Annotated in this window: 6 protein-coding genes and 1 rRNA gene; 4 read left to right on the top strand and 3 right to left on the bottom strand. The window is 41.8% G+C overall.

The features are described from left to right. Positions 1-70: ribosomal RNA gene (locus tag JO943_RS08745) — 16S ribosomal RNA — on the bottom strand; the annotation flags it as partial. A 565-nt stretch (positions 71-635) separates the two neighbouring features. On the opposite strand from JO943_RS08745, the gene JO943_RS08740 reads away from it, so the two are divergent. The 3 genes from JO943_RS08740 to JO943_RS08730 are packed head-to-tail and all read left to right on the top strand — an operon-like array spanning position 636 to position 2,827. After that, positions 636-1,109 carry a YfiR family protein gene (locus JO943_RS08740; RefSeq protein WP_032881296.1) on the top strand — a complete coding sequence of 158 codons (474 nt, stop codon included), beginning with the start codon at positions 636-638 and terminating at the stop codon, positions 1,107-1,109. Positions 1,110-1,115: 6 nt separating this feature from the next. Then, complete coding sequence (locus JO943_RS08735) at positions 1,116-2,339, top strand: diguanylate cyclase domain-containing protein (protein ID WP_005227290.1); 1,224 nt, start codon at positions 1,116-1,118, stop codon at positions 2,337-2,339. A gap of 8 nt (positions 2,340-2,347) precedes the next feature. Continuing rightward, positions 2,348-2,827: an OmpA family protein gene (locus tag JO943_RS08730; protein ID WP_005227291.1), complete on the top strand. Its 480-nt coding sequence runs from the start codon at positions 2,348-2,350 to the stop codon at positions 2,825-2,827. A gap of 48 nt (positions 2,828-2,875) precedes the next feature. On the opposite strand, the gene JO943_RS08725 is transcribed toward JO943_RS08730, so the two are convergent. Beyond that, positions 2,876-3,886, bottom strand: coding sequence for a metallophosphoesterase (locus JO943_RS08725; protein WP_150954634.1), 1,011 nt, complete (start codon positions 3,884-3,886; stop codon positions 2,876-2,878). A gap of 169 nt (positions 3,887-4,055) precedes the next feature. On the opposite strand from JO943_RS08725, the gene JO943_RS08720 reads away from it, so the two are divergent. Next, positions 4,056-5,618, top strand: coding sequence for a phospholipase D family protein (locus JO943_RS08720; protein ID WP_227614440.1), 1,563 nt, complete (start codon positions 4,056-4,058; stop codon positions 5,616-5,618). Here JO943_RS08720 and JO943_RS08715 read toward each other — a convergent pair. Further along, complete coding sequence (locus tag JO943_RS08715; protein WP_009510622.1) at positions 5,611-6,441, bottom strand: lysophospholipid acyltransferase family protein; 831 nt, start codon at positions 6,439-6,441, stop codon at positions 5,611-5,613. The two genes, JO943_RS08720 and JO943_RS08715, sit on opposite strands and share 8 nt — an antisense overlap. Positions 6,442-6,507 lie beyond the last annotated feature (66 nt).

The raw sequence follows: 6,507 nt of genomic DNA, 5'->3' as shown, positions 1-6,507 counted from the left end.
CCCGCTCGACTTGCATGTGTTAAGCCTGCCGCCAGCGTTCAATCTGAGCCATGATCAAACTCTTCAGTTTAAAATCATTAGTAGCTTATGGCTACAAATCTTGGCTCATCAATTACTGACTTAATATTTGCTCAAATAAACTTCGAGAAATTTAAACCAATTAATCAATGAAATATTTTCGATCGATCAACCAGTAAAAATCCACACAAGTTGTTCTTCTATTCTCTTAATGATCTTCTCGATGATTCGTCATCATCAAGCTAGGTCGGCTATATTACTCTCAATTTCTTAAAAGTCAACAGGTAATTTAGATATTTAGCAAACTTATCAACCAACTCAAGAATCTAACCATTTTAGCCAAACCCTTGTTTCTCAACAAGTTTTTATCTGCATCACCGCCGATGGATGTGCATTCTACAGCATTCCCTACCCAATGCAACACCCTTTTTTAAATTTATTTGATTTATTTGATCGAACGCATACTTTTTGAACTGAATAGTTACTTTTATTGGCTTTTCTGAGTAATTAAGAACTTTTTTTAAACAATTAAGTCCAGTAGAATATGTCTCTTGCTTCACACTTTTTGGCACTTCTGATTGAAAATACGGTTTTTAAATATCAAAGCTCGATCTATCTTGCTTGCAGCTTCGGTAGCTGTGAGCCCGCTTTGCTATGCCATTTCGACGCATAACTTCTATGAGCTGGCATTATCAATATTAAGTTATAGTAAATGGTCGAATACCACCCGCCCTTCTATCTGTGTCATTGACAATACAGAGGCAGCCAGCCAGTTTCAGTCAAATATCCGTCAGCTTGCTTACGATTATCAAGTGCAGGCTGTGAGTGCCAGAGATTTTGCTAAAACAGAATGTCATGTAGCTTATTTCACCACGACCTCGCCACAACAACAGCAAAACCTGATTCAAGCTTACCCATCTCGCTCATTACTTTCTTTAAGCACTAATAATCCGGCGTGTGAAGTCGGCAGTATTTTTTGCTTATATAATAAGAAAACCTATTCGACCTTTAAGGTGAATCTGGAAGCATTGAGTTATTCCAAAGTTCATATCGATCCAAGAGTCTTGCTCTTGGCGAAGAATGCGGAGTAAGTGCAGATGATTTCCAATCTATATCAGTCAACTTCCTTACATGCATTATTCCGTAAATCCCAGTTTGCGATTTTTGCGATTACCTTTGTGATTTGTTCTTTTACCTTTGCCACAATTTCCATGTTTACCATGGAAACTTATGCCAAACAGAACTTGCAGCTTTTGAGCCAGACCGTGCTTGAACGGATCCAGCCAGCTGTAGTGTTTCGGGATAAAGGCGCGATTGACCAGATTCTGGATGATTATACGCGTGAACATGCCATTCGAACGATTCATGTATATGATCCCCAACATCAGCTTCTTGCCGAAAGTACCAAAAAAATAGCCCATACCTCTATGATGCAGGACCTGATGGATCGCTGGTTTTTACATGATCCCGTCAAGTTAATGATTGTGCATCACAAGAAAAAAGTGGGAGAACTGGTGTTATACGGAAGTTCAGAAAATATTTTACATTTTCTGAAAACCATTATTATCGGTCTGGCAATTTCAATGTTCTTTATTGTGATTGCCTTATTATGGTCAGTGAATATTACCTATCGCCAAATCATGCAGTCGATTAAGCCGCTGACCCATATCGCCCAGTTGGTCAGTGACCAGAAAGCCTATAATCTGCGCTTTCCAAACAACCATATTAAAGAGTTCCAGAATTTAAATGCGGTATTTAATGAACTGCTAGAAGAAATTCAGATTTGGCATACGCATCTGCAAAAAGAAAATCGCCAACTTTCATTTCAGGCTCATCACGATCAACTGACCAGCCTGCCAAATCGACATTATTTCTATCAAGAGCTGTTTAATATTTTTGAGAATCCGCAATATCGTCACAATTCCGCTTTACTCTTTATTGATAATAATAATTTCAAGATGATTAATGATCAGTATGGGCATCTGGCTGGTGATGCGGTGTTAAAAGAAATGGGCGACCGTCTAAAACTTTCTGTCCGTCATGAGGATTTTATTGCCCGTTTGGGTGGGGATGAGTTTGCTATTATCCTGCATTCTATCCATCATGCGGATCATTTACAGACCATTGCTGAAGGTCTACTGGCCAGTTGCAAGGAGCCTTTAGATTTCAATGGTGAAATTATTCATTTTGGTTTTAGCTTAGGAATTGCCTTTTCTCAGTTTGCAGAGAATCCCGAAGATTTGATTATGCAAGCGGATCAAGCCATGTATAAAGCTAAAAGTTTAAATCCACATTGGTTTCTTTATAAACCAGAAATTTAGGACATGTTATGCGCGCACACACCATTAAAATTTCATTTATTGCGTTACTCTGCCTAACATTGGCTGGATGTTTAAGTTTTGGCCCGTTGAAATATCGTCAGGTCAAGATGTTAAAAAAAGAGGGGTTCGTATTAACGGATGAAGGCTGGAGTCTCGGCTTACCAGAACGTTTGTTATTTGATTTCAATAAGGTCGATATTAAGCCGGAGCATCAGCAAGAGATTGTACGTCTTGCAACGCAGCTGAATAAATATGATCTACAAAAATTAAAAATTGTCGGCCATACCGATAATATCGGCAATCCTGAATATAACCAGAAACTTTCAGAAGAACGTGCTCAAAGCGTTTCTTCTATTTTCATCGAACAGGGTTTTAAACCCAATAATTTAACGGTACTCGGCCGTGGCTCGAATCAACCGTTTGTACCGAATACTTCGGATGAAAACCGTGCCAGCAACCGCCGCGTGAATGTAATTATTATTCCTTAACGCATTGCAATCAAAAAAAAGCCGACTCAATTCAGTCGGCTTTTTTATTTAAATCAATTCGATAATATCCACTGTTGGGGGCACTCTAAAGCGAAACGGTACACCCACCATACCAGTTCCCACCGTCACAAATACATCCGCATGTTCATGCGTATAAAAACCTTTTTTATGCCCCAGAATCGACACCCGCTTCATAATATAGTTGGTAATCCACGGCAGTTCGATCTGCCCGCCATGGGTATGGCCCGATAACATCAGGGGACGCGTCGGTAATTCAGGCACCATATCCACGGTATCCGGATTATGCGACAAAATCAGCCAAGGCTTGTCTTGCGGCAACTCAGGCATAAAGCGCATATTCGCTTTACCCGCCCACAAATCACCAATCCCGATAAGACGGAATTCGTCAAAATCGACAATCTTGCCTTCAATATCCATTACATTATTCTGTTCTAGCGCTTTACTCAACAACGCCTGAATGGGTGGGCCAGGATATTGTTCGTCATGATTACCAGGCACAGAATAGACCGGCGCCTCAATTTGCTTGAGCACTTCCAGCTCTTGCACCAAACGGTTTTCCGGCTCATAGGTCCAGTCCCCTGCCACCACCACCAGATCAGGTTGTTCCTGATTCAGCTTCTTCACAATGATTTTTAGCTGGCGTTCGTGTCCAGAAAAGAGACCGACATGCATATCGGCCACCAATGCGACCTTGACCGGACGAGTAAACTCACGCTTTGGATTGAGACGGTATTGATGACGTTTGACATGAATCTGATGCGGTTCAATAAAGCGTGCATAAATCAGCACACTGCTTAACAAGAAGATAAATCCCGCTTGATGCAGGCTGTAATATCCCACCCAGCCGGCATACAGACTAAAGCACCACAGCGGGACCAATAAATACGAAAGATAAAACGCCAGCAAATGTACGAAGGCTTTAAAAGGATGAATGGTTTCTGTACGTGCCTGATGGACCCAAGCCTGAATCAATGCCCACAATGCCAGAACAGCAAAAATAAGATAAAAACCAACAATAACAGTATCTGAATCCGACATTACAGCCCTCATTAACTTCACTTTAGGGACATACGTCTCATCTTATATTTATCTTTTTCGATGAAATGGTATACTCGAGCCCAACTTTTAATCAGTAACGATTATGACGCAATTTTCTCATTTAAATGGCAAACATACAAAGATAAGTACAACCGCTTACAATAAAAATATGCTTGCGATTTATTGCGCCATTGCGTTGACTGTGACGGGGTGTAGTACGCTCCCCAAGCATAAGCTCGAACCAGTCATTCAAACTGTCGCCCAGATCGATACCACCCAAACTTCTTTGGCTCAGGTGATCCGTCCTTTACAAGAACAACACCCCGACCTGACTGGCTATCACGTGTTATATGAACCGCTAGAAGCACTGGCAACGCGTCTTCGTTTGATTGACAAAGCCGAAAAAACACTGGATTTACAATACTATATCTGGGATAACGACAAAGTTGGGGCTTTGGCACTACACGCCCTGATTCGAGCTGCTGATCGTGGGGTAAAAGTCAGATTACTGATTGATGATAATAATGCCAAACATACGGAAGGTATTTTTCTGGCGCTGGCCCAGCATCCCAATATTGAAATTAAATTATTTAATCCGTACCGGTTCCGTAAATACCGTGCACTGGATATGGTACTGGATCTGAAACGCATTAATCGCCGGATGCATAACAAGAGTTTTATTGCCGATCATCAGGTGGCCTTGATTGGCGGTCGTAACATGACCAACCAGTATTATAATGTCAGTGATAATTACCAGTTTTCCGATGTGGACGTGATGCTGTTCGGCACAGCCGTCAATGATATTTCCAAATCGTTTGATGATTACTGGAATCATGAATATGCCTACGATGTCAGGGAAATTGTCAATCCAAAATCGCATCGACTGAGCTATGAAAGTTTAAAGCAGCAACTGGATGAGCACTATAAACGGATTACGGTACAGAATTATGTTGACCTGACCAGCCGTTCTCAAGCCATTGATTCCCTCATGAATCGGGATATTTCTCTGGAATGGGTCAAGGCCGAGGTGGTGAAGGACTCCCCTGATAAAATTAAATCCAAAGCCAAAAAAGAAGAGCACTTGAATTTCCAGCTGATCAATCATCTGGAACAGCCTGAAAAAAATATTGATCTGATCTCGGCTTATTTTGTTCCGGAAAAGAAAGGTGCAAAAATTTTAAGTGAACTGGCGCAAGATGGAGTCAAGGTCAGAGTACTCACCAACTCCTTTAAAGCCAATGACGTGGCGGTGGTTCATGCCTTTTATGGGAAATATCGTCAGGAACTGCTGAAAAATGGGGTGCAGCTGTATGAGTTCCTCCCCGCATTAGATAAAAATGATTTAGATAAACATACCGAAGAGTTAGCGAAAAAAGCCAAGGTCAATCTTAAGGGACTGAGTCGTTCCAGCCTGCATGCCAAATTGATGGCATTGGATGAGAAACAGGTATTTATTGGTTCCTTTAATTTTGACCCCCGTTCTGCCTATTTAAATACTGAAATCGGGGTATTACTGAATAGCCCACCCTTAGCACAAGCCGTGCATGCCACCATGGATCAAAACCTGAAAACCTATGCCTATCGTTTAGTATTGGATGCCAATAAGAAAATTACCTGGCAGAGAGAAACACCTAGAGGTCCTTTGATTTATACCAAAGAACCCAAGATGAAATGGTGGCAAAAAGCTGGCGTAAAAATCATTTCATGGTTGCCAATCGAAGGCTTTATGTAGACTCGGCCGTTTCTGGCAAGACCGTCAACACCTTCTGCTGTAATTTGGCCAGACCGGCGCGCATCTGACGATCTACTTCTTTGGTCAGGCTATCTACAGTATGCCCTTCGACTGAAATCGCAGGTAAAGTCATCAGATGTGCGGTAACTTTCGGCATTTCCAAGACACGCTGCACATGTTCTGCAAAGGTCATTTCACCAATAAACGGCGCCACCAGATCGAGTTCTCCGTTCTGATTGACATAGCAAATCACACACACCTGTACCGGACGTTGTGCCTCAATGGCCGCACCCAATAAACGTCCATGCACCTTTTTGACTTTACGTCCATCTGTTGTGGTCGCTTCCGGGAAGAACAGAACCGGAATATCCTGTTTTAAGAATTCTGTAATCTGTTCACGGATACGGATCGAATCCCCTGATCCACGTTTGATAAATAAAGTTCCGCCGCCTTTTGCCAGTTTTCCCAGAATCGGCCATCTTTCCACTTCAGCTTTGGCCAAGAAGAAAATTCGTGCTCCCGACCCCAGTACTGCAACGTCCAGCCATGAAATATGATTGCTGACCCAAAGCGCAGGTTCACGCGGAATGGTCCCGTGGACTTCGACTTCGATATTGAACACTTCGCATAAACGGCGACAGAAGTACTGTACGTATCGGGTATTGACTGGATTATTTGGATCTTTATATAGACCATGACGGTAAATCAGATAAAAGCCTTCACCTATTGTTTCCAGGCCTGAGGCTAATTTTTTACTATACAAACTCAATTTAGAGATTAAATTTAATGGGGTTTTATTTACCGCTGTTACTTCTTGAGTCATAAATCATTAAAACCGTACGCATAGATGCACATGTGCATTGAATTCATCCAGTTATATCATGCCGAT

It is taken from the genome of Acinetobacter sp. 'aerobic (ED)', from assembly GCF_904886855.1.
Lineage (GTDB): Bacteria > Pseudomonadota > Gammaproteobacteria > Pseudomonadales > Moraxellaceae > Acinetobacter > Acinetobacter courvalinii.
This window is presented reverse-complemented; position numbering and strand designations above follow the sequence as displayed.

Coding starts and splice junctions, on each gene's coding strand:
- JO943_RS08735 (WP_005227290.1), top strand. CDS start 1,116: ATGATTTCCAATCTATATCAGTCAACTTCCTTACATGCATTATTCCGT.
- JO943_RS08730 (WP_005227291.1), top strand. CDS start 2,348: ATGCGCGCACACACCATTAAAATTTCATTTATTGCGTTACTCTGCCTA.
- JO943_RS08725 (WP_150954634.1), bottom strand. CDS start 3,886: ATGTCGGATTCAGATACTGTTATTGTTGGTTTTTATCTTATTTTTGCT.
- JO943_RS08720 (WP_227614440.1), top strand. CDS start 4,056: ATGCTTGCGATTTATTGCGCCATTGCGTTGACTGTGACGGGGTGTAGT.
- JO943_RS08715 (WP_009510622.1), bottom strand. CDS start 6,441: ATGACTCAAGAAGTAACAGCGGTAAATAAAACCCCATTAAATTTAATC.